The 24,925-nt window shown below is 73.3% G+C and carries 19 protein-coding genes; 8 read left to right on the top strand and 11 right to left on the bottom strand.

What is annotated here, in order from left to right; all coding sequences use genetic code 11:
• Window position 1: 1 nt before the first annotated feature.
• The 7 genes from ABZ321_RS16140 to lysW form a co-directional block, all read right to left on the bottom strand.
• Window positions 2–226: an MbtH family NRPS accessory protein gene (locus ABZ321_RS16140; protein WP_344509536.1), complete on the bottom strand. Its 225-nt coding sequence runs from the start codon at window positions 224–226 to the stop codon at window positions 2–4.
• Window positions 227–328: 102 nt separating this feature from the next.
• Entirely contained in the window at window positions 329–4,867 is a 4,539-nt protein-coding gene (locus tag ABZ321_RS16135; RefSeq protein ID WP_354891584.1) for an amino acid adenylation domain-containing protein, read from the bottom strand.
• 93 nt (window positions 4,868–4,960) lie between these two features.
• On the bottom strand, window positions 4,961–5,782 hold the full coding sequence (locus tag ABZ321_RS16130) for an SDR family oxidoreductase (protein WP_354891581.1): 822 nt from the start codon (window positions 5,780–5,782) through the stop codon (window positions 4,961–4,963).
• Window positions 5,782–6,924 carry a M20/M25/M40 family metallo-hydrolase gene (locus ABZ321_RS16125; RefSeq protein ID WP_354891578.1) on the bottom strand — a complete coding sequence of 381 codons (1,143 nt, stop codon included), beginning with the start codon at window positions 6,922–6,924 and terminating at the stop codon, window positions 5,782–5,784. The genes ABZ321_RS16130 and ABZ321_RS16125 overlap by 1 nt, the downstream gene beginning before the upstream one ends.
• Window positions 6,921–7,838 carry an acetylglutamate kinase gene (gene argB, locus ABZ321_RS16120; protein ID WP_354891575.1) on the bottom strand — a complete coding sequence of 306 codons (918 nt, stop codon included), beginning with the start codon at window positions 7,836–7,838 and terminating at the stop codon, window positions 6,921–6,923. The genes ABZ321_RS16125 and argB overlap by 4 nt, the downstream gene beginning before the upstream one ends.
• 62 nt (window positions 7,839–7,900) lie before the next feature.
• The gene (gene argC, locus ABZ321_RS16115) at window positions 7,901–8,881 is read right to left on the bottom strand and encodes an N-acetyl-gamma-glutamyl-phosphate reductase (protein ID WP_344509526.1); all 981 of its coding nucleotides are present in this window, start codon (window positions 8,879–8,881) and stop codon (window positions 7,901–7,903) included.
• Between the two features lie 98 nt (window positions 8,882–8,979).
• Window positions 8,980–9,159, bottom strand: coding sequence for a lysine biosynthesis protein LysW (gene lysW / locus ABZ321_RS16110; RefSeq protein WP_344509524.1), 180 nt, complete (start codon window positions 9,157–9,159; stop codon window positions 8,980–8,982).
• Window positions 9,160–9,531: 372 nt separating this feature from the next.
• Between lysW and ABZ321_RS16105 the strand changes: the two genes are divergently transcribed.
• The 6 genes from ABZ321_RS16105 to ABZ321_RS16080 all read left to right on the top strand — a co-directional run bounded on the left by ABZ321_RS16105 (window position 9,532) and on the right by ABZ321_RS16080 (window position 15,574).
• The gene (locus tag ABZ321_RS16105) at window positions 9,532–10,872 is read left to right on the top strand and encodes a DegT/DnrJ/EryC1/StrS family aminotransferase (RefSeq protein ID WP_354891571.1); all 1,341 of its coding nucleotides are present in this window, start codon (window positions 9,532–9,534) and stop codon (window positions 10,870–10,872) included.
• Between the two features lie 36 nt (window positions 10,873–10,908).
• The gene (locus ABZ321_RS16100; protein ID WP_354891568.1) at window positions 10,909–11,820 is read left to right on the top strand and encodes a transketolase; all 912 of its coding nucleotides are present in this window, start codon (window positions 10,909–10,911) and stop codon (window positions 11,818–11,820) included.
• Complete coding sequence (locus ABZ321_RS16095; RefSeq protein WP_354891565.1) at window positions 11,817–12,809, top strand: transketolase C-terminal domain-containing protein; 993 nt, start codon at window positions 11,817–11,819, stop codon at window positions 12,807–12,809. The genes ABZ321_RS16100 and ABZ321_RS16095 overlap by 4 nt, the downstream gene beginning before the upstream one ends.
• 5 nt (window positions 12,810–12,814) lie before the next feature.
• Window positions 12,815–13,087 carry an acyl carrier protein gene (locus tag ABZ321_RS16090; protein ID WP_344509517.1) on the top strand — a complete coding sequence of 91 codons (273 nt, stop codon included), beginning with the start codon at window positions 12,815–12,817 and terminating at the stop codon, window positions 13,085–13,087.
• Window positions 13,084–14,352: an acyltransferase gene (locus ABZ321_RS16085; protein ID WP_354891562.1), complete on the top strand. Its 1,269-nt coding sequence runs from the start codon at window positions 13,084–13,086 to the stop codon at window positions 14,350–14,352. Before ABZ321_RS16090 ends, ABZ321_RS16085 begins: the two co-directional genes overlap by 4 nt.
• A 106-nt stretch (window positions 14,353–14,458) precedes the next feature.
• The gene (locus ABZ321_RS16080; protein ID WP_344509513.1) at window positions 14,459–15,574 is read left to right on the top strand and encodes a winged helix DNA-binding domain-containing protein; all 1,116 of its coding nucleotides are present in this window, start codon (window positions 14,459–14,461) and stop codon (window positions 15,572–15,574) included.
• Window positions 15,575–16,122: 548 nt separating this feature from the next.
• On the opposite strand, the gene ABZ321_RS16075 is transcribed toward ABZ321_RS16080, so the two are convergent.
• The 4 genes from ABZ321_RS16075 to ABZ321_RS16060 form a co-directional block, all read right to left on the bottom strand.
• Window positions 16,123–16,650 (bottom strand): DinB family protein, encoded by a 528-nt coding sequence (locus ABZ321_RS16075; protein WP_344509511.1) that lies wholly within the window; start codon window positions 16,648–16,650, stop codon window positions 16,123–16,125.
• 121 nt (window positions 16,651–16,771) lie between these two features.
• Window positions 16,772–17,176, bottom strand: a complete 405-nt coding sequence (locus tag ABZ321_RS16070) for a PaaI family thioesterase (protein ID WP_344509510.1) — start codon at window positions 17,174–17,176, stop codon at window positions 16,772–16,774.
• 44 nt (window positions 17,177–17,220) lie between these two features.
• Window positions 17,221–17,643 carry a hypothetical protein gene (locus tag ABZ321_RS16065; protein WP_344509509.1) on the bottom strand — a complete coding sequence of 141 codons (423 nt, stop codon included), beginning with the start codon at window positions 17,641–17,643 and terminating at the stop codon, window positions 17,221–17,223.
• Window positions 17,644–17,931: 288 nt separating this feature from the next.
• Entirely contained in the window at window positions 17,932–21,210 is a 3,279-nt protein-coding gene (locus ABZ321_RS16060) for a condensation domain-containing protein (protein WP_354891557.1), read from the bottom strand.
• Window positions 21,211–21,424: 214 nt separating this feature from the next.
• On the opposite strand from ABZ321_RS16060, the gene ABZ321_RS16055 reads away from it, so the two are divergent.
• Window positions 21,425–22,843, top strand: coding sequence for an MFS transporter (locus tag ABZ321_RS16055; RefSeq protein ID WP_354891554.1), 1,419 nt, complete (start codon window positions 21,425–21,427; stop codon window positions 22,841–22,843).
• A gap of 41 nt (window positions 22,844–22,884) precedes the next feature.
• On the top strand, window positions 22,885–24,810 hold the full coding sequence (locus tag ABZ321_RS16050) for a non-ribosomal peptide synthetase (protein ID WP_354891551.1): 1,926 nt from the start codon (window positions 22,885–22,887) through the stop codon (window positions 24,808–24,810).
• The last annotated feature ends 115 nt before the right edge of the window (window positions 24,811–24,925 follow it).

The following is a 24,925-nucleotide window of genomic DNA, read 5'->3' as shown; positions in this document are numbered from 1 at the left end:
CTCAGCCAACGTGAACACCTCCTTCGGCGACGACCGCGCGGCGCAGGCTCAGCGGGCGCAGGTCGGTCCATACCTCGGCGATGTGCGCGAGGCAGTCGTCCTTCGGGCCGTCGAAGCCCTCGGTGGCCCAGCCGTCCGGGACGTCCTGCCCGGCGGGCCAGATCGAGTACTGGTCCTCGTGGTTGCGCACCACGAGATACGTGCGCTCGTCCGTGCTCACTGTCACTCCCATCGTTTCGGTCTCGTCCGTTTCGGCCGTGCAGGGGCTGGGCATCCTCCCGGTCCGTTCCTGCGTGTTCCGGTTCCGGGACAGGTCCCGGCCGGCAGTTCAGGACGCGTCAAGCGTCCGGATGTACCCGGCCAGGTGCGCCGGGGTGTGCAGCGCCCGGGTCCGCAGCAGCTCGCTCAGCTCGCCCGCACCGGAAGGGGCGGTACAGCGGCGCAGCGTCCGGGGTGCGGCGGCGGACGGGTCCGCCGCCAGCTGGGCGGCGACCGGGCCGGCGATGCCGGCCACCCAGACCCGGTCGGGGTCCAGGCCCGCCACCCGCTCGTACCATTCGCGGTCCGGGCAGGACCGCAGCTCGTGTCCGGCGGCGCGGATCGCGTCCACCAGGTCCCGGGTGCTGCCGACGGTCGCGGGGACGGCGTCGACGTAGCGGGTGCCCGCCGTGACGTGGCCGTCGCCGGCCAGCAGCACCGCCTCCGCGGCGGCGTCGGCAGGCAGCGCCTGGAAGAGCTCGTTGCCCTCCAGGGCGAAGCTCTCCGGGTGCTGACCGGTCTCGATCATCGCCCGCGACCAGCTCCACACGGCGTCGGCCGTGTTGATCTGGAAGCGCTCCTGGTCGCCGAAGACGCTCGGGATCCGCACCACCGCGGCGGGCACGTCCAGCTCGGCGGCGTGCTCGAGGTACAGCTCGGCGACCGCCTTGGACCGCACGTAGCCGTTCGCCGTCGACGGCAGCGTGTGCAGCGGGCCGGGCGGCACGGTCCCGCCGACCGGGTAGCCGGCGGAGTCGAACACCGAACTGGTCGACACCACGGTCAGCGCGGCGCGGCGGCCGGCGGCGGCCAGCTCGAGCAGGCCGGCCAGGCTGTGCGTGTTGGCGGCGGCCAGCTGCTCGTACGGGTAGACGTGGTTGACCCACGCGGCGGTGTGCACGATGCGCCCCGCCTCGCCGGCGAGCCGGTCGTGGTCGGCGTGGGACAGCCCGAGCCGCGGCGCGGCGATGTCGCCGTCGACGAGCTCCACCCGGGCGGTGTGCTCCGGGCGCCACAGCCCGAGGGCGGTCATCCCGTCGACCAGCTCGTCGCGGCGGCGCTCCCCGCCGCGCACCAGGCAGACGACCCGCGTGCAGTCGCCGCCGTCGAGCAGCCGGGCGAGGACGAACCGGCCGACGAACCCGGTCGCGCCGGTGAGCAGCACGACATTGCGGTCGGCGGCGGGGCGCTCCCCCTGCCGCGGGATCCCGGCGACCCGCCCGGCGATCTCGGCGCGCATGGTGGCGATGTCGTCGCCGGCACCGGCGGCGGGGGCCACGGTGGTGCCGGCGCGGACCTCGTCGACGGCCTCGGCGAGGGGCTGCAGCTGTGGCGTGCGGAACAGGGTCTCCATCGGCATGTCGACGCCGAGCGACGTGCGGATCCGGGCGACCATGTGCATCACCATCAGCGAGTGGCCGCCGAGCTCGAAGAAGTTGTCCTCGGTGCCCACCGCGGGCATGCCGAGCAGGTCCTGCCAGATCGCGGCGAGCTCCTTCGCGGTCCCGTCCGCCGGCGTCTCGCCGCGCGGGCCGGTGCTCGTGCCCTGGTCGCGGCGGCCGGCGAGCGCCTGCCGGTCGAGCTTGCCGTTGCGGGTCAGCGGCAGCTCGTCCAGCACGGTGACCGTCGCCGGCACCATCCACTCCGGCAGGGTCCGCAGCAGCGCGCGGCGGATCGCGGAGCCGCTCGGGCTCGCCTCGCCGGCGGGCACGACGTACCCGGCGAGGGTGGCGGCGCCGACCCGGTCGCGTTCGAGGACGACGGCGGCCCGGGCGACGTCGTCGAGGGCGGCCAGGGCGGCCTGCACCTCGCCGAGCTCGATCCGGTGGCCGCGCACCTTCACCTGGTCGTCGCCGCGGCCGAGGTACAGCAGCTCGCCGTCGTCGCGGTGCACGGCGAGGTCGCCGCTGCGGTACATCCGGGCGCCGGACCGCCCGCTGAACGGGTCGGGCAGCATGCGCTGCGCGGTCAGCGCCGGGTTGGCGACGTAACCGTGGGTGACGCCGTCGCCGCCGACGAAGATCTCGCCGGGGACGCCGGGGCCGACCGGGTGCAGCGAGCCGTCGAGCAGGTACAGCGACAGGTCCGGCAGCGGCGGGCCGATCAGCGACGCGGTCTCGGCCAGGTCCGCCTCCCGCACCCGCCGGTAGGTGACGTGCACGGTGGTCTCGGTGATGCCGTACATGTTGATGAGCTCGGGCTGGGCGTCGCCGTGCGCGGCGACCCAGGGGCGCAGCGCGGCGTGGTTGAGCGCCTCGCCGCCGAACACGACGTACCGCAGGGCGGTTTCACCGCCGCGCTCCAGCAACGCGGCGCTCACTTGACCGAACGCGGACGGCGTCTGGCTCAGCACGGTGACGCGTTCGGTCTGCACCAGCTCGGCGAACACGTCCGGGGCGCGGGTCGCCCACTGCGGCACGACGAGCAGCCGGCCGCCGTGCAGCAGCGCACCCCACAGCTCCCAGACGGAGAAGTCGAACGCATAGGAGTGGAACAGCGTCCACACGTCGTCCGGTCCGAAGCGCATGTGCTCGTCGCAGGCGGCAAGGAGCCGCAGCACGTGCTCGTGCGCGACGAGGACGCCCTTGGGCTTGCCGGTGGAGCCGGACGTGTAGATCACGTACGCGGGCGCGCTCGCGGGCACGTCGACGGTGACCGGTTCGGGCGCCTCGGGCAGCTCGGTCCAGTCCAGCACGAGCGGCCGCGCCCCCTCGATGGCCTTCTCGGTCGCGGGTGTCACGATCACCGTGCTCACCCGGCATTCGGCGAACTGGTCGGCGGTGCGCTCGGCCGGGTTCTCCGGGTCGATCGGCAGGTAGGCGGCGCCTGCCTGCAGCACGCCGAGGACGGCGGCGGGCAGGTCCACGGTGCGCTCCAGGACGAGGCCGACGATGCTGCCCGGCCCCTCACCCCGCTCGCGCAGGGCGGTCGCGATCCGGTTGGCCCGGGCGGCAAGCTCCGCGTAGGTGAGCTTTTCCCCGTCGTCGGAGACCGCGACCGCCTCGGGCCGCTGGACGGCCTGCGCGGCGAACGCTCCGTGCAGCGTGGCCGCCGCCGGAGCGGCGATGAGCCCCTTCGCCGGGATGACCGCCGGCTCGCCGTCGGCGAGGATCTCCAGGTCGGCGACCGGGACGTCCGGGTTCGCCAGGCCGGCCCGCAGCAGCGTCTCCAGCCAGCGGGCCCAGCGCGCGACCGTGGACGCGTCGAGCAGCTCGTCGTCGAAGGGCAGGTAGCCGACGACCTCGTCGCCCTCGCACCACAGCTCGGCCATCATGTCGTAGTGCGTCGCGCCGCCGTCGAGCTCGGCGAAGGACACCTCGACGCCGGGCATCCTCGGCGGGGTCGGCGCGCCGTCGCGCAGCGAGAACGAGGTCTGGAAGATCGGGGTCACGCCGGGGCGGCGCGACGTCTGCAGCTCCCGGACGAGCATGTCGAACGGGATCTCCTGGTGGCCGAGGGCCTCGCCGAGCGCCGCGCCGGTGCGGCGGACCAGGGTGTTCAGGTCCGGCCGGTCCCCGACCCGGACGTGGATCGGCAGCCAGTTCAGGAAGTAGCCGATCATCCGCTGCGTCTCCGCGCGGGGGCGGCCGGCCACCGGTACCCCCACCACCAGCGACTCCGAGCGCACCAGCCGGGACAGGAAGGCGATGTAGCCGGCGAGGAACGCGCCGAGCAGCGTGGTGTCGTGCCGCTTGGCGAGGTCGCGCAGCCCCTGGACGAGGTCGGCGCCGAACCGGACGTGCTGGAACTGTCCCTGGCTGCCGCGGATCGCGGGACGGGGCCGGTCGGTGGGCAGGTCGAGGGCGTCGGGGGCGCCGTCGAGCCGCTCGCGCCAGTGCTCCAGCAGCCGTTGCATCGACGCGCCGTCCACCGTGGCCCGCTGCCACTCGGCGAAGTCCGGGTAGTGCACGTCGAGCGGGGCCAGCTCCACCGGCACGCCGCACTCCCGGGCGTAGAGCCGGCCGAGGTCGTCCAGCAGGATCCCCAGCGACCAGTTGTCGGACACGATGTGGTGCTGGACCAGCGCGAGCAGGTGCGTGGTGTCGTCGATGCGGAACAGGGTGCAGCGCACCAGCGGCCCCTCGGCGAGGTCGAAGTCCTCGACGACCAGGCCGGAGGCGAGCCGCCGCGCGGTGCCGGCCGGGTCCTCCTCGGCGCCGCAGTCGACCTCGTCGAGCGGCAGCGTCATCCGGTCCAGGACCAGCTGGTAGGGCTTGCCGTCGCGCTGCCGGAAGACCGTGCGCAGCGACTCGTGCCGCAGCGCGAGCTGCTGCAGCGCCCGGCGCAGCGACTCGGCGTGCAGGTCGCCGTCGATGCGCAGCGCGACCGGGACGTGGAAGATCTCGCGGCGGGTGAGCAGCTCGTACATGAACCACAGCCGCTCCTGCTCGAAGGAGCACGGCGCCTCGTCGCTGCCGGCGGCGCGGCGGGTGATCCCGAGGTCCGCACCCTGACGGGCCAGCATCCGCTCCACCAGCCGGCGCTGCTGCGCGGGCAGCGCGGCCAGCCTGGACCGCAGCGCGGCGAGGTCGGACGGGGCGGCGCCGTCGGCGGGCGCGGCGTCCAGGCCGGCGTCGGGCCGGGTCTGCAGGTCGGTGGACTGGTCCATGGCAGACAACTCCTATCCGTCTGGGTGGGGGTCCGGTCCTCGGTCAGCGGGCGGTGAAGCCGCTCCGTCTGGGTCCGGGGTCGGGTTTCTCGGTCAGCGGGCGGTGAAGCCGCCGTCCACCACCAGCTCGGTGCCGGTGACGCCGCCGGAGTTGGGGCTGGCCAGCCACAGGCAGGCCGCCGACACCTCCGCCGCGCTCACGAGGCGGCCGATCGCGTGCAGCGACGCGGACTGGCGCTCGTAGTCGTCCAGGCCGGAGCCCATCGACTCGGCGACCGCGCGGGTGCTGCGGGTGCCGAGCTCCGCGTCGTCGGCGACGGTGCTGGGGCTGACCGCGTTCGCGCGGATGTTGTGCCGGCCGTACTCGAGCGCGATCGACTTGGTCAGCCCGACCACGCCGTGCTTGGAGGCGACGTAGTTGGAGTACATCTCGAACGCGACCCGCCCGCCGGTGGACGCGGTGTTCACGATCCGGCCGCCGCCGTGCTCGACCATGTGCGGCAGCACCGCCCGGCAGCAGCGCCACGTACCGCTGAGGTTCACGTCCAGGGCCAGCTGCCACTGCTCCTCGGTCAGCTCGTGCGCCCGTACGCCGCCGGGGCCGAGCACGCCGGCGTTGTTGAGCAGCACGTCGATCTGGCCGAACTCCTCCATGCCCTCGTCGACGACCTTGTCGACGCCGGCCTGGTCGCGCACGTCGGCGACGCCGGTCAGCACCCGGCTGCCGAAGCGCCGGCACTTGTCGGCGGTCTCCTCCAGGTCGCGCCGGCCCGACATCGGGTAGGGCCCGGCCTGCGGGTCGCAGTGGTCGACGAGGATCAGGTCGGCGCCCTCACGGGCGAAGGTCAGCGCGTGGGAGCGGCCCAGCGCACGGGCCGCGCCGGTGATCATGGCGACGTTCCCGTCCAGCAACATCATGCCTCCAGAAGTTGGGGACCGGCGAGGGCGCGTGCGGTGTCCGGCGGGGCCGCGGCCAGCTGGCGCCCGAGCCGGGGCAGAGCGACGGTCAGGACGTCGATCGCGCGGTACAGCTCGCTGATCGGGATGTGTTCGTCGGTGGTGTGGTCCAGGTGGGCGTCGCCGGGGCCGTAGGCCGCCATCGGCACGCCCCACGGGTCGAGGGTGTTCATGTCGGAGGTGCCGGCCTTGCGCTTGAACGTCGGCCGGGCGCCCTGCGCGGCGATCGCGGCGCGCAGCTGGCTCACCACCGGGTCGGACCGGGTGCGGGTCACCCCGGGCACCCGCTCGTCGACCCAGATCCGGCTGTGCGTGCGGCCGCGGGCGAAGCGCTCCAGGGCGGCGAAGTCGAAGCCCGGCGGCACGCGGCAGGTCAGGAACGCCTCGGCGTCGGCGAGGTCACCGCACAGGCGGATGAGCGTGCCGGCGGCGACGCCGAACGCGACCGGGTCCGGATCGGGGTCCGGCGACAGCCCGCGCAGGTAGTCCTGCACGTCGCCGGCCCAGCGGGCGGCGCGCTCCACCGCGGTCGGCTCCGGGCTGCTGGTGTGCAGCGGCGGCTGGTGCATCTCGTACCCGAGGCCGATGCGCCCCTTGTAACCCAGGCAGACCCCGTCCCAGCCGCTCGGCTCGCCGATGACCACGGCGTCCGGGCGCGGGACGGTCTCCATCACGTGCCGCGCCCCCCGCGAGCCGGCGACCTCCTCGCCGACCGCGCCGACGGCGTGCACCCGCACGTCCCGGCTGCGCGCGGCGGCGCAGATCATCGTGACGAAGGCGCCCTTGGCGTCCACCGAGCCGCGCCCGTACAGCAGGTCGCCGACCTGACAGACCGGGACCTGCCCGGGGACGGTGTCGATGTGCCCGAGCAGCATCACGGTCGGGGCGTCGGCGGGGCCGATGACGCCGTGGACGTTGCCGACCTCGTCGACGTGCGCGTCGAAGCCGAGCGTGTCCATCTGCTCCGCCAGGAAGCCCGCGAGCGGCAGCTCCTGCCCGGACACCGACGGGATGCTCAGCGCGGCGCGCAGCAGCCACGCCGGGTAGTCCTCGCGCAGGACTCCGGGGCGGGTGCGGCGCACGGCCCAGCCGGCGGTCATGCGGCGCTGCCTTCGCGCAGGACGTTGCCGCTGCCGGCTTCGCGCAGGGAGCTGCCGCCGCCGGCTTCGCGCAGGGAGCTGCCGCCGCCGGCTTCGCGCAGGGAGCTGCCGCCGCCGGCGAGGGCCTGGCGGATCGGCCGGTGCTGCCCGGCGGCGCCGATGACGACGCGCGCGACGGTCAGGCTGGCACGCAGCCCGGCCCGCACCTTGTGCCGCATCCGCCCGCGGACGGTGTCGCCGTCGAGGTGCTGCGGGCCGACCTCGGCGATCCTGCTGCCCGGGTCTTCCGGGTCGGCGTACACCCCGGAGACGTCGGTGAGCAGGACCAGCGCATCGGCGTCGAGCGCCACCGCGAGCCGGGCCGCCATCTCGTCGGCGTCGACGTTGAGCAGATTGCCGTCGGCGTCGCTGGCCGGCGGGGACACCACGGGGACGTCGCCGCGCTCCAGCACCGCGCGCACGGGTGCGGGGTCGACGTGCTCGATCCGCCCCGACTGGTCGTCGCGGATCAGCACGGTCTTTCCGGCCTTGATCGACCGGATGGCCGGCTTGCGGGACGCGGTCGCCAGCCCGCCGTCCGCCCCGCTCAGGCCCACCGCCCGCGCGCCGCGTGCCCGCAGCCCGCTGACCAGCTCGGGCTTGACCCGCCCGAGCAGCGCCATGGTGATGATCGAGAGCATGGTGCGGTCGGTGCGCCGGCTCTGGGTGCCGTCGGGTGACCTGATGACCTCGCGTTCGATGCCGAGCTCGTCGGCGAGCTGGTCGGCGACGGCGCCGCCGCCGTGCACCAGCACGGTGGGCGTGCCGGCCGCGGCCAGCTCCGCGACCTCGTCGAGCAACGGTCCCGGGTCGGAGCCGCCGCCGATCTTGACCACGATGACCCCGCCGGGGGTGTGTCCGGCATCCTGTGCCATGCCCCGCTCACCTCCTCTGTGCTTGCCCTGCGCTTCCCCTGCGCTTCGTGTGCCGTGCCGGATCAGGCCGGGTGCAGGCCCGGGAACTCCAGGCCGGCGTCCTCCGGCAGGCCGCGCGCCACGTTCAGGCTCTGCACGCCGCCGCCGGCGGCGCCCTTGACCAGGTTGTCCAGGGCGGCGACCACGACGATCCGGCCGCCGTCCTCGTCGACCGCGCAGCCGACGTCGACGAAGTTGGTGCCGGACAGGAACTGCGGGTCCGGCAGCCGGTGCACCCCGCGGCTGCGGGCCACCACCCGGACGAACGGGCGGTCGCGGTACTCCCGCTGCAGCACCCGCAGCACGTCCCGGCGCTCGACCGGCTCCGGCGGCGTGACGTGGCAGACGACCTGCGCGCCGCGGACTGACGGCACGGCCGTCACGGTCATGCGGGCCCGGACCTTGGCGTGCGCCGCGATCTCCTTCTCGTGCCGGTGCCCGGCGGGTTTGTAGACTCTGAACGCGTTGCCGCGCTCCGCGTGATGCGACGACGGGCCCGGTTCGGCGCCGGAGCCGGACGAGCCGGTCCGCGCGTCGACCACCACGTCACCGGCGACCAGTCCCGCCTTGCTCAGCGGGGCCAGGGCGAGGATCGCGGCGGTCGCCATGCAGCCGGGCACGCTGATCCGCTCGGCGCCGGGCAGCTCGTCGGCGTACAGCTCGGGCAGCCCGGTCCGGTAGACGTCGCCGGACGCGGAGCTGGCGCCGGCCCGGAAGTCCGGGCTCAGGTCGACGATCGTGCCGGCCAGCTCGGCGACGCCGGCCTCCAGCTCCGCCGAGGCTCCCGAGGGCAGCGCCAGGAAGGCGGTGTCGACCGGGGCCAGCTCCTGCGGCGGGTGGAACGTCAGGCCGAGATGGTGCAGGTTGGGGTGCACCTCCGCGACCGGCCGGCCGGCGTGCCGGCGGGAGACTGCCTGCACCAGGTCCAGTTCCGGGTGCGCGTGCACCAGCCGGAGCAGCTCCCCACCCGTGTAGCCGGCCGCGCCGACGACGCTCACCTTCACCCTGCCGCCCCTTTCCGTCTGCAGTCTTTGTCGCGTGTACGGTGCCCGCCGTGGGGTGGGACCCGCCTCAGGCACCCACCACTCCGGCGAGCGGGCGGCTACTCGCCCCAGTCCTCTTCCACCTCGGGCGCGAGCGCCAGCACGACCGGGTCGGTCGTGACCACCTCGAGCTCGCTGGAGCAGTGCTGGCAGATCACGATCTCGGCAACCATGAGTTCGTCGGAGACGTCCACCGCGCCACCGCACTGCGGGCACTGCACGGTCGTTGCAACAGTCATTAGTTGCCTCCTGCAGATTGTATGACTACTGTTTGGCCAACACTGCAGAAGCTAACACATGCTTCACGGTCGCACATCCCGAGAGACGACTTGGAAGCAACATCGAGGCGACATCCCGCAGGTCACGGCAAATCGCTCGAGTATCCACGCCGACGACTCTTTGACCCTTTCCCACATCGGGTTTTGCCAAACAGGACTTCGGACAGGCGCCGATGATCGAGTTGCGGATCGCGGCGTGCAGGGTGATGCTGGCCCTCGACACTGTTGCAGACTCTGCATGATGAGGCGACGAATAGTCTGCAACAAAGGCTGCTCCGTGCGTATCCTCCCGAGCGGCGACCCGACGAGCACACCGTCCGGAGGTGCCTGTTCATGGCCGAGACCACCCACACCGCCACCCGCACCTTGCGAACCGCGGAGCTGGCCCTGCTCGGCGGGGACCGCACCGTGCCGAAGGACAGCGGCGGCGGCACCTGGCCGGTCGTCACCGCGGACGACGAGCGGGCCGTCCTCCGGGTGCTGCGCGACGGTCCGCTGAACGCCGCGTCGCCCGGCGAGCCCGAGATCGGCCGCCTCGAGGCGGCGTGGGCCGAGGCCACCAGCACGCGGCACTGCGTCGCCGTCGCCTCCGGCACCGTCGCGCTGCACCTCGCGCTGCGCGGCTGCGGGATCGGCCCCGGCGACGAGGTGGTCGTGCCGGCCCTGACGATGAACGCGACCGCCCACGCCGTGCACGCGGCCGGCGGCACCGCCGTGTTCGGCGACATCGAGCCCGGCACCTACAACCTGGACCCCCGCTCGGCCGCCGCGGCCACCGGTCCCCGCACCGCGGCGCTGCTGCCCGTCCACCTGCACGGGCTGCCGGCGGACATGCCGGCGCTGCGCCGCCTCGCCGAGCGGCTGGACGTGCCGGTCGTCGAGGACGCCGCGCAGGCCCACGGCGCGCGGCTGGAGGGCCGCCGGGCCGGCGCGCTCGGCACGGCCGGCTGCTTCAGCCTGCACCCGCACAAGAACCTGCCGACGTGCGGCGAGGGCGGGCTCATCACCACCGACGACGACGAGCTGCACGAGCGGCTCGTCAGCCTGCGCAACTTCGGCGAGCGGGCGCCGGTCGGGGCTCGCACGTACATCAGCCACCACGCCGCCTTCAATGCCCGGATGGCACCCGTGGCGGCGGCATTCACCCACTCGCAACTGGCCCGCTTCGACGACTACGCCCGCCGGCGCGAGCCGGGCATCCGCGCGTTCCTGGACCGGCTGGCCCAGCTTCCGGGGCTGGGCGTGCCGCGGATTCCCGCCGGCCGCACGCACGCCTGGCACATCCTGCGCCTGATGCCGCAGCCGGAGGCGCTCGGCCTCGGGCCGGAGCACCGCACCGGGCTGCGCGCCGCCCTGCACCGGGCGCTGCGCGCCGAGGGCGTGCCGGTCTCCCAGTACCAGGTCGCGCCGCTGCCCGCGCACCCCGCGTTCCGGCCCGCCGGCATGACCGAGGCCGACGCCCTCGACTGGGTGGCCGAGCGCTTCCCCGTGACCGCCGCGGTCGTGGACGGATCCCTGTGCCTGCAACGCCGCCACCTCGATCCGGCGGCCGGGCCGCTGCTGGCCGGCTACGCCGACGCCTTCGAGAAGGTGTGGCGGCACCTCGACCTGATCCGCCAGATGGCCCGCTCGCGCCCCGCGCCCGGCTGGCGCGACGCGCTCCGCAAGGGCTGACCCACACACATTCACACCCACCGAAGGGAGCCAGACATGGCCGCGCCGACCACGACCGGCCCGCCGCACTCCCCCGCCGTTCAGGACGGCGCTTCTGACGGCGCTGTTGACGGCGCTGTTGACTGCGCTGTTGACTGCGCCCTTGACGGGGCTTTTGACGAGGCGCCCGTCGCGGCGATGGCGCACCAGATCCGGCAGGACGTCATCCGGATGGCGGGCGGGCCCGAGGGCGCGCACGCCGGCGGCAGCCTGTCCTGCGCCGACCTGATGGCCGTGCTGCACGCGCGGCTGCTGCGCCCCGGCGACGCGTTCGTGCTCAGCAAGGGCCACGCCGCGCCGGCGCTCTACAGCGCACTGGTCCAGCTCGGCCGGCTCCCCGCCGACGAGCTCGACAGCTACGCCCAGCCCGGCAGCAGGCTCTTCGGCCATCCCGCGCACGACCTGCCCGGCGTCGAGTTCGCCACCGGCTCGCTCGGCCACGGTCTCGGCCTGTCGATCGGCCTCGCGCTCGCCGAGCTGTTGCGCGGCGGCGACCGGCGGGTCTACACCGTCCTCGGCGACGGCGAGCTGCAGGAAGGCAGCGTCTGGGAGGCCGCGCTGCTGGCCGGCCACCGCAAGCTGCCCAACCTGGTCGCGGCCGTGGACCGCAACGGGCTGCAGATCACCGGCGGCACCGAGGGCTGCGTCGCGCTCGAGCCGCTCGACGCGAAGTTCGCCGCGTTCGGCTGGCAGGTGCGCACCGTCGACGGGCACGACCTGGCGGCGCTGCACGAGGCGCTGCAACCGTCGCCGGACGGCCCGGTCATGGTGATCGCCACGACCGTGAAGGGCCGCGGCGTGCCGTTCCTGGAGCGCAAGGTCGCCGGGCACTACGCCAAGCTCAAGCCCGCCCTGGTGCAGCGCGCCCTCGCGGCCCTCGCCCGGGCGGCGAAGGGGGAGCCGTCGTGACGCAGACGATCGCCGAGGTGGAGCTCGGCCCGGATCCCCGCGCGGCGTACCGCGACACGCTGATCGACCTCGCCGCCGAGGACCCGCGGGTCATCTGCCTGGACTCCGACACCGGCGGCCTGGAGGACACCTTCGCGGAGCGGTTCCCCGACCGCTACATCAACGTCGGGATCGCCGAGGCGAACCTGATGACCGTCGCCGCCGGGCTCGCCCGCCGCGGCTTCATCCCCTACGTGCACACGATGGCCACGTTCGCCACCATGCGGGCCGCCGAGTTCCTCAAGGTCGACGTGGTCGGCAACCGGCTGCCCGTGCGGGTGATCGCCACGCACGGCGGGCTGTCCGCCGCGCACTTCGGCACCACCCACTTCGCCTTGGAGGACCTCGCGGTCGCCCGGGCGCTCGCGGACCTCGCCGTCGTCGTCCCCGGCGACGGCCGGCAGATCGGCGCCGCCACCCGGCAGCTGCACGAGCTGCCCGGCCCCGCGTACCTGCGGCTCGGGCGTTCGGCGACACCGGCGCCGCCGATGCCACAGGGCAGTGCGCCCGACTTCCGCCTCGGCCGGGCCCGGACGCTGCGCGAGGGCACCGACGTGACGATCGTGGCGACCGGGGCGATGCCGTTGCTGTTCGCGCTGGAGGCGGCCTCGCTCCTCGCCGGCGACGGGATCGATGCGGAGGTGCTCGAGCTGCACACCCTGCACCCGCTGGACCACGACGGGCTGCTCGCCGGCTGCCGAGGCCGGGCGGGGGTGGTGACCGTCGAGGAGCACCGGCCGCAGGGCGGCGCGGGCGACGCGGTCGCCGAGGTGGTGTCCGCCGAGCTCGCCGTGCCCATCCGCCGGGTCGCCGTGCGCGGCCGGCCCGGCGCGCGGGTCGCCGGCCAGCGCGACGCCCTCGAAGCGCACGGAGTGAGCGCCGACGCGGTCGTGGAGGCCGCCGGCCGGCTGCTCGACCACACCCAGAACACCGACCGGAAGACGAGGTGATGACGATGGCCGGGACGGCCCTGATCCACGACGAGGACCGGATCCGCTACGTGCAGAGCGTGTTCCAGCGCGTGCTGAAGGTCGACAAGGGGGTGACGCCCGACGACGAGTTCTTCGCCCTCGGCGGCACCTCGCTGACGGCAATGGAAGTGATCGACCTGATCGAGGCCGAACAGGGCCGCCGCCTGCCGGTGCGCAACTTCTACCAGGCGACCGTGGTCCGCGAACTCGCCGGCGAGCTGACGCCCGCCACCGACTCAGACGGAGGTGCCCGATGATTCGACCGAGAGCGGGACTCGCCACCGAGGCGAGCACCGAGGTGGACCTCGCCGGAGGTGGCGGGCCACGGTCCGTGTCCCCCGCCGCCGACCGGCCCGCGCCCGGCCGGTCGAGCGCGAAACTGCACTCGCTGACGGGCCTGCGGTTCATCGCCGCGTTCCTGGTCGTGCTGTGCCACGTCGGCATCAACCTGCTGCCGTTCGTCGCCAAGGACCAGGTCTTCGTGATCCACGTGTTCTACGGCTTCGGCTCCGTCGGGGTGTCGTTCTTCTTCATCCTCAGCGGGTTCGTGCTGACGTGGGTCGCCCGCGACATCGACACCGTGCCGCAGTTCTGGCGCCGCCGGTTCTTCAAGATCTACCCGAACCACCTGGTGACGCTGGTCGCGGCGGTCCTGCTCGCGGCCACCGCCGCGCACGCGCTGTCGACCCGCGACACCCTGGCCACGCTGTTCCTGGTGCACGCCTGGATCCCCGACCAGCAGCTGCTGTTCAACCTGTGGTCCAACACGCCGACCTGGTCGCTGTCCTGCGAGCTGCTGTTCTACCTCGCCTTCCCGTTCGTGCTGAGCCTGCTGCGCAAGGTCCGCCCCGAGCGGCTGTGGCGCGGCTTCTGGATCACGTTCGCCGCGATCTGCGCCGTGCCGTTCGTGGCGCTGCTGCTGCCCGCCGGCGGGACCCACCGCGGCACCGGGCTGCCCTGGCTGCACATGTGGTTCATGACGTTCTTCCCGCCGGTGCGGATGCTGGAGTTCGTGCTGGGCATCTTCACCGCGCTGATCGTCATCAACGGCCGCTGGCTCAAGCGCTGGCCGCTGCCGGTCGCCGTCATCGTGGCGACGATCGGGCTCATCGCCGCCGGTGGGGCCACGCCGCCGATCCTGGGCTTCGTCGCCGTCTCCGCGCTGCCGCTCGCGTTCCTCGTCGGCGCCGTCGCCACCCGCGACATCGACGGCCGCGGCAGCTCGTTCGGCAGCCGCACCATGGTGTTCCTGGGGGAGATCTCCTTCGCCCTGTACCTGGTGCACTGGCTGGTGGTCGTCTACGGCTGGATCGGCAGGCACTCCCCCACGTGGGGCGCGAACCCGGCCGACGCACCCACCACGTGGGGCACCGTGCTGACCTACTCGGGGCTGACGATCGTCACGAGCCTCGTGCTCGCGTGGCTGCTCTACACGCTCGTCGAACGCCCGGTCATGCGGCGCTGGAGCCGGCCGAAGGCGAAACGCGACACCCTGGAGGCCGCACAGGCGGACCGGGGCTGAGATTCCTCGGACAAGGCTCCCACCCGGGCGGGTGGGAGCCTTGTCGCCTTTCGTGCAGTGTCTTTCGGCCCGGGGTAGGGTGATTTCTGACTGCAGAGGGGGCACCGTGAACGTCACCTGGAAACAGGTCGCGACCTGGCGGATGAAGCGGCAGTTCGTGCACCCGCGCACGAAGGCCAGCGCGAGCGAGATCGTCGGCAGGCTGTGTGGTGTGCAGGCGCAGGTGTGGAGCGCCGCCGAGCTGGCCGTCGCCTTGCGGCAGACGACACCCGACGGCGACGCCGTCGACCGGGACGTCGCCGACCTGACGCTGCTGAAGACCTGGGCGATGCGCGGCACGCTGCACCTGCTGCGCCCGCAGGACGCCGGCGCCTTCCTGTCGCTCATGGCCGCCGCGGGCAGCTGGCTCAAGCCGTCCTGGACGAAGGCGTCCGGCGTCAGCCCCAAGCAGGTGGACGAGCTGACCGACGAGGTGTCGCAGATCCTCGAGGGCGGCGCGGAGCTCACCCGCGACCAGCTGGTCACGAAGCTCATCGCCGACAAGCGCTTCGCGAGCATGGAGGAGCGGCTGCGCTCCGGGTGGGGCTCGGTGCTCAAGCCCCTCGCCTGGCGCGGCGCCCTCTGCCACGGCCCCAACCAGGGCAACAAGATCACGTTCACGTCGCCGGCGAAGAAGTTCGGCAAGGACTGGAAGGGCGTCCCCGAGCCCGACGAGGCGGCCCCGATCGCGATCGAGGCGTATCTCGGCGCGTACGGCCCGGCCAGCCCCGACACGTTCGACCGATGGCTGACGCTCAACAGCACCAGCAAGCCGAAGCTGCGCAAGTGGTTCGCCGACATGGGCGACAAGCTCACCGAGGTCGACGTCGAGGGCCGCAAGGCGATGATCCTGACCGAGCACGCCGACGACCTCGCCGGCTCCGCCGACTGCCAGGGCGTCAAGCTGCTCGGCCACTTCGACCAGTACATCCTCGGCCCCGGCACCAAGGACGACGTGCTGCTGGACGCCAAGCACCGCAGCAAGGTGAGCCGCACCGCCGGCTGGATCTCCCCCATCGTCGTCGTCGACGGCCGGATCGAGGCCGTCTGGGAGATCGAGGGCAAGGACCTCGTGGTGACCCCGTTCGACGGCGCCGTCCTGCCCGAGAAGGACCTCCAGAAGGAGGCCACCCACGTGGGCAAGGCCAACGGCGTCAGCGGCCTGACAGTCCGCGTCGTCTGACCCCCGGACCGCCACCGCCGCCCGCGCTCGGCGCTCCGCGCTCCGCGCTCCGCCGAGGGTGATCGGCTGCGGGTGATCGGCCGCGGGTGATCGGCTGCGGGTGATCGAAGGACGGATCTGGTTGTCCGGGCGGCCCGGAACGTCCTTCGATCACGAGCAGTCGAGCACCACAGCAGTCACAGCGACCCGAACCCCGCCCTTGCGCGCCCACGGAACAGCGACCCGCTCCCCAGGCACCAGCCACCGCCCGGCATCGGCACCCGGCACCGGCCACCGCCCGGCGTCACCGCCCGACACCGGCACCGGACCGGCACCCGGCAACGCCTATCCGAGCCCGCCACCCCACCACCCGTGATCGAAGGACAGAACTGGCCGTCCGGGCGGCCCGGAGCGTACTTCGATCACACGGGAGTGGAGGGGTCGCAGCGGGCCGGCGGCTCTCATGTGCACGGGCGGTGGCGCACGTGGAGAATCCGGGGCACGGTCCGGTCGTCAGGTGGCGGTGAGGACTGCTGGTCGCCGTGCCGGGGTGGTGGTCGGAGTACGGGTCAGGCGAAGTGGGTGCGGTAGAGGTCGCGCAGCAGTGCGATCTCCGCGCCGTGGTGCATGACCTCGCGGTTGACGTGCAGCATCAGCGTCGCCATCGGGCGGTCGGCCCACGGGCCCTCTGCCGCGCCGATCGGGCGCTCCAGGGCCGCCTCGTCCAGCGCGCTCACCGCGTCGCGCCAGTCACGGTAGTGCCCCTCCAGTGCGGCGACGGCAGCGTCCGCGGTCACCGGCAGCTCCGCGGTCGCCATCGTCAGCGAGCCGTCGCCGAAGTGCGCGCTGGTGCGGAGCCCCAGTACATGCAGCGAGACGTGTGTCATCCGCCAGGCGATCGTCGTCACCGGCGGCGGGTCCGGGGTCTCGTGCCCGCCGTCGAGCGTGGCTCGGCCGTCGGCCGCGGTCCGGACGGACCAGCAGTCCTTGACCGGCTCCCAGAAGTACTCGTCGTCGGTGAGGCCGGTCAGCGCGGGCGTCAGGTTGTGCTCCCAGTAGAGGTCGAGCTGGTCGAGCACCTCTGCGCGCCAGTCCATGCGGCGGACTCCCGTCGGTCGTTGCGGTGATGCCTGCACCGTAGGACCGCCGCTACGACCGCCGGACCGGGTTCCGCGCGGGTTCCCTCATTCGGGAGAAGCCCGCCGAAAGGCCTGCCGATCAGCGCAGATTCTGCAGCCTGACCTGCCCCCGGGCGACGAGCCCGCCGGCCGCGTCGACCGTCTCCACCGCCCAGACCTGCTGCGTGGCGCCGCGGTGGATGGGCACCGCCGTCGAGGTGAGCCGGCCGTTGGCCGCGGTGACCGGCGCGAAGAAGTCGGTGGTGTTGCTGACCCCGACCACGGTGCCCTTGTCGCCGAGCCACCGGTCGGCGGCCACGCTCGCGACGGACTCGACCACCGCGCAGTGCACCCCGCCGTGCAGGATGCCGTGCGGCTGCAGCAGGTCGCCACGGGCCGACCAGGCGGCGACCACCTGGTCGGGGCCGACCTCCTCGAACTGCAGGCCGAGGTGCTCGACATAGGGTCCGAGTCGCTGCGAAAGCGAAAGCTTGTCCACGGTCATGACTCGAGTATCCCAGTGTCCGCCGGAGTCTGCAGAGTCGACAGTCAGCTGTCGAAGAACTCGAGCTGCCCGTTGCGCCGCAGCCGGTCCACCCATGCCTGGGCCGTGTAGCGGGGGACGTCGAAGTGCCGGGCGAGCTGCCCCACGCTGCCGGTGCGGCGCAGCTCCGCGGCGACCAGCTCGGCGTCGGGCATGCGCCGGTACGGCCTGTCGGGCTTGGCGCGGCGGGCCTGCCGCTCCTCCGGCTCGGGCGGCGTCGCGCCGTTGAGCACGGTCGCGGCGACGGCGCTGCTGAGCGAGCGGGCGAGCATGTCGAAGTCGATCGAACGGGCCGCGTTGACCGGCAGTGCCCCGCCTTCGGGCGCCATCACCGACAGCTCGACGACCTGCGCCTCGAGATTCTGGTTGATCCGGACCCGCGCCGTGATGGTGGCGGGCTGCTTGTCGCCGTCCGGGCTCTCGGCCACGATCTTGACTGTGTAGTGCGTTTCAACGTACTCCTGATCGGATTCCATGGTGGTCCGCCTTATTCTTTGCAATACCTCGGGGCGAGCCGAGGGAATGGTGCATGTCGAGTGGCACAGCGATCCTGTCGATACTATACTGCGGTCGAATCTTGAGAGCCCGCCAAAGGCGACACCCTCCGGGGGCTCAAACCCTCGCCTGACCTGGTAAAGCCTTCGACAGGTCGGCGGCTCGCAGTCGCCACAGCCTGTTGACTCTCTGCAACGGACATACACCATAGGGTGACGCCATCACCGGCGCACCCCACCGAGCTCCCCGATCGGAGCCGCGGGTGACTCGGCGACGGCGGCCAGCAGCTCCAGCACCTGGTCGATGCGCTGATAGCCGGACGCGTGGTCCCACAGGTCCGTGTTGAGCTCGAGCATCGCCGACAGCCCGGCCGGGCGCAGCAGCCCGTGGAAGGCCATGTCGTAGCGGGCCGTGCCGTGGGAGATGAACCGGTATTCGCAGCCCAGCCCGGCAAGGTCGGCCGGCATCCACGACTCCAGCTGCAGCTCGCACGTGACCTGGTAGATCGGATGCACGCCGGTGACCCGCCGGGGCTGCACGGTCTGCACGATGTCGGCGAACGGCGCCTGCTGGTGCTCGTAGGCGCGCAGCACCGCCGCGCCGACCCGCCGCACCAGCTCGTCGAAGCGCGGGTTGCCCGACAGGTCGAGCCGGACCGGGACCACGTTGAGGAAGCAGCCGACGAGCTGGTCGGCGCCACGCTGGATCCGGTTCGCCGTGGGGATGCCGATGACGATGTCGTCCTGGCCGCTGAGCCGGTGCAGCAGCACGCCGACGGCCGCACAGAACACCGTGAACGGCGTGGTGCGCGCGGCGGCGGCCACGTCCCGCAGCGTCCGCGCCGCGTCGGCGGAGACGGGCCGCTCCAGGAACTCGCCCCGGAACCTCGCCTTGTCGCCGCGCGGGCGGTCGGTGTCCAGCCGCAGCGGCGGGGCGCCGGCGAGCTCGCGGGCCCAGAACCGGCGCAGCCGCTCGCCCTCGGGGCCGTCGAGCAGCTCCTGCTCGGCCCGGGCGAGGGCGGCGAAGCCGACCTCGTGGCGCGGCAGGGCCGGCGCGCGACCGGCGGCCCGCGCCTCGTACGCGATGCCGAGGTCCCGCATGATCAGCGTCATCGACACCTCGTCGGTGACCAGGTGGTGGAACAGCAGCTGCACCTGGTGCCGCTCGGGTTCGAGGCGGATGATCCGCGCGCGCAGCAGCGGCCCGCGGGTGATGTCGAAGCCGGTGTAGGCGATGTCGTGCTCGAGCCGTCCGCGCTCGGCCTCCCGCGCGGCGTCGTCGAGGCCGGTCAGGTCGTGGACCGGCACGTCGATCCCGGTGTGCGGCTGGATCCGCTGTACGGGCTGGCCGCCGACCTCGACGAACGTGCCCCGCAGCCCCGGCTGGTGCGCGACCACGTCGTTGACCGCGGCCGCGAACGCCTCGGGGCGCATCGGTCCGGTGAGGTCGAGCACGAGGGGGATCGTGTGGGTGAGCGAGCCCGGGTCGGCCTGCTCGGCCAGCCACAGCTGCCGCTGCCCGGACAGCAGCGGCACGTCGACGGCCACGTCATCCTCCAAGGAGGAGTCCGATGAGTCGGGAGCCTCGTCCAGGTCCGCGGGCAGGTCGGCGACCAGCTCCAGCATGCCGTCCAGCTCAGGGTTCGCGGCGCGCAGCGCGCCGGTCAGCTCCACCGGGGTGGGGTTCTCGAACAGGGTGCGCACCCGCACCCGCACGCCGAGCGCCTCCTGGATGTCGGCGACGAGCCGGGTGGCGAGCAGCGAGTGCCCGCCGCTCTCGAAGAAGTCCGCGTCCGTCGCGAGCCCCGGCTTCTCCAGGGCCTGCGCCCAGATCTCGACGATCAGGTCGAGCAGCCGGTCCGGGCCGTCGGGGCGGGCCGGCCCGGATTCGACTGAAGCAGCCGCGGGCAGACCGTCGACGATCTCGAGGCGGCCGACGACGTCCCGGCGGGCCGTGAGCCCGGTGGGCGCTCCGCCGAGCAGCAGCGCCGCGGGCTGGTGCGGCGACAGCCCGTCGGCCAGCCGCAGCTCCTGGCCGGCGTCGACGCCGGTCAGGACCGGCCAGTCCTGTGCGCCGCGGGAGCGGTCGAGGGTCAGCGTCACCGGCGTGCCGTCCGGCAGATCAAGGCGCACCCGCTCGTCGCCGTCCCCGTCGCCGTAACCATCCAGGGGCGCCGGCTCCGGCGCGTGCAGGTCGAGGTCCGGCAGCCGCAGCTCCGGCCGCGCGAGCCACTGCCGCAGCACCCGGGCGTAGTCGTCGACGAGCGCCCGGACGCCTTCGGAGGTGTAGAGGTCGCCGTCGTACTCCAGCCACAGCCGGACCCGCTCGTCGGAGAACTCGATCTCCACGACCGTGTCGAACCGGCCCCGGCCGCGCTCGACGTCCAGGACCCGCACCGGCAGCCCGCCGAAGCGCAGGTCGCCGACCGCGTCCACGCGCGGCAGGAACAGGTGCTGGATCAGCGGCGTCCGGTCGGTCGGCCGCGGCGCGGCGGCGGCCCGCACGATCCGGTTGAACGGCAGCCGCACGTGCTCGATCGCCGCCGCGACCCGCTTCGTGCAGCGGGCCACCGTCTCGGGCAGGTCGGGGGCGCCGCCGAAGTCCAGGCGCAGCGGGACGGTGTTGGACAGCTGCCCGACCAGCGTCTCCAGCTGCGGCGCGCCGCGGTTGGCCGCGAGCACGCCGAGGATCAGGTCGTCGCGGCCGGTGGAGCGGGCGATCGTGGCGGCCCAGCCGGCGAGGCACAGCGCGTAGGGCGAGCTGTGCAGGTCCCGGGCGGCGGCGCGCAGCGCGGGGCCGCCGACGCCCGGCAGGACCAGCTCGACGCGGCTGCCGACGCCGCGGCGGATCCGCCGGCGCGGCCGGTCGGGGCGCACGTCGAGGCTGGTGGGCGCGTCGCGGAGGGTCTCGCTCCACCACGCGGTGTCGGCGTCCTGGGTGGCCGGCAGCAGCGCCTCGCGCTCCCAGAGGACGAAGTCGCCGTACTGCAGCTCGGGCTCCGGCACCGTCGAGGGGCGCCCGGCGAGCGCGGCGGTGTAGTCCGCGGCGAGCTCCGCCAGCAGCAACCGGACGGCCGTGGCGTCGGCGACGATGTGGTGCACCGCGAGCGCGAGCACGTCCTCCCCGTCGGGACCGCCGCCGGGCAGCAGCAGGAACGCGATCCCGCAGCCGGACGAGGGGTCGATCCCGGTGGCGGCGAACCGGACGAGCGCGTCGTCGCCCGAGGTGTGGTCGTCGAGCACGGTGACGGGCAGCGGGTCCGGCACCGGGAGCACGACCTGGCCCGGCTCGCCGTCGTGCAGCCGCAGCGCGGTGCGCAGGACCTCGTGCCGCGCCAGCAGCGCGCCGACCGCGGCGCGCAACGCGTCCGGGTCCAGGCGGCCGGGCACGGCGAGCGCCACGCACTCGGTCAGCGGGGCCTGCTCCGCCGCCGACGCGTCGGAGGACCAGAAGTGCTCCTGGATGACCGCGAGGGGCATGAAGTCTTCACAGTCTCTCATGAAGATACGATAACTCACTGCGTGAGAATCGCGCGCGAAGTGACCGGTTCGGATGGCTTCTGGCCCCGCAAGATGCGCTGTCTGCAGAGTCGAGTTACGGTGAGGGCCGTCGGCAGTTGTGGTGTGTGGGTGAAGACTCGTGCCGACAGCCGCGCAGACCCGCGCACCGGAATACGAGCGTCTCGCACGAATTCCCGCAGAGGAGTCATGGGGCATGACCTCAACCAACGCGCAAAACAGGACATCCGCACCGACGGAGCGGGCCGGAGCACGCCCGGAAGGCGCCCCCAGGACGCCGCAAGGCCCGGCCGGCGCCGCGCCGCCCGCCGCCCCCGGTGACGGGAAGCCGCCGGCCGCCGGCGGTCGCCGCCCCTCGGTGCTGCGCAACCGCGACTTCGCCCTCGTCTGGGGCGGCGAGTCGATCAGCCTGCTGGGCAGCGAGATCAGCGTCATCGCGCTGCCGTCCCTCGCCGTGCTGGTGTTCGGTGAGGGCGCACTCGGCGTCGGTCTGCTGATCGCGCTGCAGTGGATCCCGTTCGTGCTGCTCGCCCCGGTGATGGGGGTGCTCACCGACCGCCTGAACCGGCGGATGATGATGCAGATCTCCAACCTGGCCCGGTTCCTCATCCTCGGCTCGCTGCCGTTGCTGTGGGCCCTCGACGGGTTGACCATCACCCACCTGTACGTGGCGGCGGTGCTCAAGGGCATCTTCGACGTGGTCTTCCAGCTCGCCTACCAGGCGTACCTGCCGCAGCTGCTGCCGCGGGAGGACCTGGTCGACGGCAACGCCAAGACCCAGCTGAGCCGGTCCGTCGCGCTCATCTTCGGCCGTAGCGCCGGTGGTGCACTGGTCGGCGCGCTCGGCGCGGCGCGGGCGATCACCGCCGACGCCGTCACCTACCTGTTCGCCGGGCTCTCGCTGATGCTCGTGAAGTTCAAGGAGCCGGCCCCGCAGCCCCGCCCCGGCGGCGTGCAGGCGACCCTGAAAGACCTGCGCGGCGGCGTGTCGATGACCTTCGGCAACCGGCTGCTGCGCTACCTGACGCTGATGGCCACCTTCGGCAACACGGCCGTGTCCATGGTCCTCGCGATGATCATCGTGTTCGGCTACCAGGACCTGCACCTCAGCGCCGCGCAGATCGGTCTCGTGCTCGGTGTCGGCGGCACGCCGGTCATCCTCGGCGCGATCCTGTCCCGCCGGATCAACGAGCGTCTCGGCATGGGCCGCACGCTGCTGCTGACCCACTCGATGCTGGTGGTCGCGTTCCTGCTGCTGCCGTTCGCCCAGTTCGGCAACACCGCGACGGCCGTGACGATCCTGATCATCTCGCAGGGCATCTCGTCGTTCACCACGCCGGTCGGCAACGTCGGTGTGATGACGCTGATCCAGAAGGCCACGCCGCCGCAGGCGATGGGCCGCGTCGGTGGCGTCGCCCTGCCGTTCGTCTGGGGCGCGAACGCCGCCGGTCCGCTGCTGGGCAGCGCGATCGCCGTCGCGTTCACCAACGTGACGGCCTTCTACCTGGCCGCCGCGCTGGCCGTGGTCGCCGTGTTCTGGGTCCTCGCGGGCCGGGTGAACAGGCTCGTCGACGACGTCCCGGAGCAGGACCGAGTGGTCGTCCCGGCCGCCTGACAAGCGGGGGCCGCCTGAGAAGCAGGGGAGGAAGCGCAGACATGATCACCCAGCAGGAAGCCCCGGTCGTCGGAGCGAGCACGACGACCCTGGTCTCCCGGATCGAGGGGTTCGCCCGCAGCGCCCCGGACTCGCCGGCCGTCCGGCACGGCGACCGGGAGCTGACCTACGGCGAGCTCAACCAGCAGGCCAACCAGCTCGCCCACGAGCTGTCGGTCCTGGGTGTGCGGCGCGGTGACATGGTCGCCATGTACCTGGGCCGCTCGATCGAGTGGGTGGTCGGCATGCTCGGCTGCCTGAAGGCCGGCGGCGTCTGCATGCCGCTGGACCCTTCGGTGCCGGTCGAGCGTTTCAACCGGGCCATCGCGGCGGGGCGCCCCGCCGCCGTGGTGGCGGCCGCGCACTGCCCCGACGCGGCCGAGGTGCCGCCCGTCCCGGTCGGGGTGCCCGTGGCGCCCTGCCCGGGCGGCGGCAACCCCACGCCGCCGGTCCCGGGCGGGCTGCCCGTGGTCACCATCGACGCCGGCGTGCCGGCCCGCGAGCACCTGCCGGACCCCGGCCCGGCGGCGCGGCGGGACGAGCTCGCCTACGCCATGTTCACCTCGGGCTCCACCGGAGCCGCGAAGATCGTCCTCGCGCAGCACTCGTGGCTGGCGCTCAGCGCCGCCCGCAGCGCCACCATCAACGGCACCACCGCCGCCGACCGCGGCTCGTGGCTGGGCGCGGCCGGGGCCGGCATCGCGATCCACGAGGTCGGCGGCCTGCTCTGGCAGGGCGCGCAGATCGTCATCGGCGAGCACGACGTGATCGCGTCGCCGCCCGCGCTGCGCGACTGGCTCCTGCAGGAGGAGATCACGCTCAGCTTCGTCATCACGCCGGTCGGCGAGGTGCTGCAGAACCTGCCGTGGCCGCACCAGACCCCGCTGCGGCTGCTCACGCTCGGCGGCGACCGGCTCAACAAGTGGGGTCCGCCGGACCTGCCGTTCGAGGTCGCCGTCTCGTACGGCAGCCTCGAGGCCTTCCAGGTCGCCAACTCCGTCCACCCGTGGCCGCTGCGGTGCACGCCGTCCACGGCGACGGCCGCCGACCGCCGGTCCGCGCCGCCGGTCGGCCGCCCGATCGAGGGCGTCACCGTGCACCTGCTGGAGGAGGACGGCCTGACCCCGGTCGGTGACGGCATCGGCGAGGTGTGGATCGACTCCGACTGTCTGAGCCTCGGCTACCTCGGAGACCCGGCGCAGACCGCGGACCGCTTCCGCCCCAACCCGTTCGGCGCGCCGGGCACCAGGATCTACCGCTCCGGCGACGCGGGCCGGTTCCGCCCCGACGGCATCCTGGAGCACCACGGCCGCATCGACGACATCGTGAAGATCCGCGGGCACCGCGTCGAGCTCGGTGACGTCGAATGGGTCCTCGGCCGGCACCCCGCCGTCCGCCAGGTCGCCGTCGTCGCGACGATGGACGGCGACCAGCGCCGGCTCGTCGCGTGCTTCACGGCCGAAGCCGGCGAGACCGACGTCGCGCCCCTCGAGCTGCGCGACTACGCCCTGGAGCGGCTGCCTGACTTCATGATCCCGGTCGCCTTCGTCCAGCTCGACGAGCTGCCCTTGAACACGTCGAACAAGATCGACCGCCGCCGGCTCCCCCCGGCGGACTGGGCCCGCGGCCGACCCGCGCGCTCCTGGCGGGCGCCCGCCCCCGGCACGGAGACCGAGCTGGCGCGGCTGTTCGCCGACCTGCTGCACGTCGAGAAGGTCGGTGCCGACGATCACTTCCTGGAGCTCGGCGGCGACTCGCTGCTGCTGGCCCGCCTGCAGGGCCTCATCGAGCAGGACCTCGGCACCCGCGTCGAGATGAACGACCTGGTGACCGACCCGACCGTCAGCGGCCTGGCGCGGCTGATCGGCGCCGCACCCGAGGCCGCGGCGACCCCCGCGCTTCCCCCGATCACCCCGCGCCGCCGATAGACGCCGATCGACCCAGTAGCGCGCCCAGCGCGGCGCTGCCCAGTACACGAGACCCCAAGAACGTCAAAGGGCCCATGGGAACCCCCATGGGCCCACCGACCCGGCTTGGAGGCAG

It is taken from the genome of Dactylosporangium sp. NPDC006015 (genome assembly GCF_040614215.1).
Lineage (GTDB): Bacteria > Actinomycetota > Actinomycetes > Mycobacteriales > Micromonosporaceae > Dactylosporangium > Dactylosporangium maewongense.
This window is presented reverse-complemented; position numbering and strand designations above follow the sequence as displayed.